The organism is Pseudoalteromonas sp. Isolate3, assembly GCF_022398505.1.
In the GTDB taxonomy this organism is placed as follows: Bacteria; Pseudomonadota; Gammaproteobacteria; order Enterobacterales; family Alteromonadaceae; genus Pseudoalteromonas; species Pseudoalteromonas apostichopi.
This window is the reverse complement of the sequence record NZ_JAKEVN010000251.1, coordinates 1-1,380: the sequence shown is the minus strand read 5'-3', so window position 1 is coordinate 1,380 and position 1,380 is coordinate 1. Positions and strand designations below refer to the sequence as shown.

General features: G+C 45.8%; 6 tRNA genes. All 6 read right to left on the bottom strand.

Annotation, left to right across the window (positions count from 1 at the left end):
• Positions 1–72 precede the first annotated feature (72 nt).
• The 6 genes from L1D46_RS20655 to L1D46_RS20630 all read right to left on the bottom strand — a co-directional run bounded on the left by L1D46_RS20655 (position 73) and on the right by L1D46_RS20630 (position 1,108).
• A tRNA-Glu gene (locus L1D46_RS20655) sits at positions 73–148 on the bottom strand.
• 77 nt (positions 149–225) lie between these two features.
• Positions 226–301: transfer RNA gene (locus L1D46_RS20650), tRNA-Glu, on the bottom strand.
• 166 nt (positions 302–467) lie between these two features.
• A tRNA-Glu gene (locus L1D46_RS20645) sits at positions 468–543 on the bottom strand.
• A gap of 168 nt (positions 544–711) precedes the next feature.
• Positions 712–787: transfer RNA gene (locus tag L1D46_RS20640), tRNA-Glu, on the bottom strand.
• A gap of 130 nt (positions 788–917) precedes the next feature.
• Positions 918–993 (bottom strand) — tRNA-Glu (locus tag L1D46_RS20635).
• Positions 994–1,032: 39 nt separating this feature from the next.
• A tRNA-Ala gene (locus L1D46_RS20630) sits at positions 1,033–1,108 on the bottom strand.
• Positions 1,109–1,380 lie beyond the last annotated feature (272 nt).

Below are 1,380 nucleotides of genomic sequence, written 5' to 3'. Positions count from 1 at the left end.
CTGTGTCACTAGGACAACTGAATARTTAGACTCGATTCAGACGAGTKTTAATAACACARCACTTTTAGTAAGTGGCGTCCCCAAGGGGATTCGAACCCCTGTTACCGCCGTGAAAGGGCGGTGTCCTAGGCCTCTAGACGATGGGGACACATAATGTGTCACTAGGACAACTGAATAGTTAGACTCGATTCAGACGAGTTTTAATAACACAGCACTTTTAGTAAGTGGCGTCCCCAAGGGGATTCGAACCCCTGTTACCGCCGTGAAAGGGCGGTGTCCTAGGCCTCTAGACGATGGGGACGCAGAAATTGGTTTGCAAATCACCGATTTGCTATTTCTGTGTAAGATGAGACCGAGCCTGCGAGGCGAATGGCCTTAGCTTAAACAGAAAGTTTCTGTGTCACTAGGACAACTGAATARTTAGACTCGATTCAGACGAGTKTTAATAACACAACACTTTTAGTAAGTGGCGTCCCCAAGGGGATTCGAACCCCTGTTACCGCCGTGAAAGGGCGGTGTCCTAGGCCTCTAGACGATGGGGACACATAATGTGTCACTAGGACAACTGAATAGTTAGACTCGATTCAGACGAGTTTTAATAACACAACACTTTTAGTAAGTGGCGTCCCCAAGAGATTMGTACTCTTGATAACGTCKTGCATAGATTGYKCGGWGTTCACCGMMCCRCTACACATAACCTACTTAARTAAGTGGCGTCCCCAAGGGGATTCGAACCCCTGTTACCGCCGTGAAAGGGCGGTGTCCTAGGCCTCTAGACGATGGGGACACATAATGTGTCACTAGGACATTAAATGATAGTTTGACTCATATCGGAGTTAAGGTTACTAAATTAACATGTAAGTACTCGAGACTAACATATTTATTTTCTTGGCAATTGCTCACTTACTTGAAGTAAGTGGCGTCCCCAAGGGGATTCGAACCCCTGTTACCGCCGTGAAAGGGCGGTGTCCTAGGCCTCTAGACGATGGGGACGCAGAAAACTGCAACCCTAGGACAAACACTATGCAAATCTGGTGGAGCTATGCGGGATCGAACCGCAGACCTCTTCGCTGCCAGCGAAGCGCTCTCCCAGCTGAGCTATAGCCCCGACTTGCATACACACCACCAATTAATGTTGGCTGTGTATCGCTGAGTGCGGGGCGCATTCTATGCAGCCCCCCAAATAAAGTCAACAGTTTTTTATCTAAGTTTATTTAAATGATTTAAATTTCAACAAGCTGACTAAATATCAATCCGTTACGGAGGTGTTTTAAACAAAGTGCTATCAAATTCGCTATTTTGAGCTACTTGCAGTACTGGTTTCTCATTTAAAGGCTTCCTGCCTATAAACTTGCTTATTTAAATAAGGTATACATTATT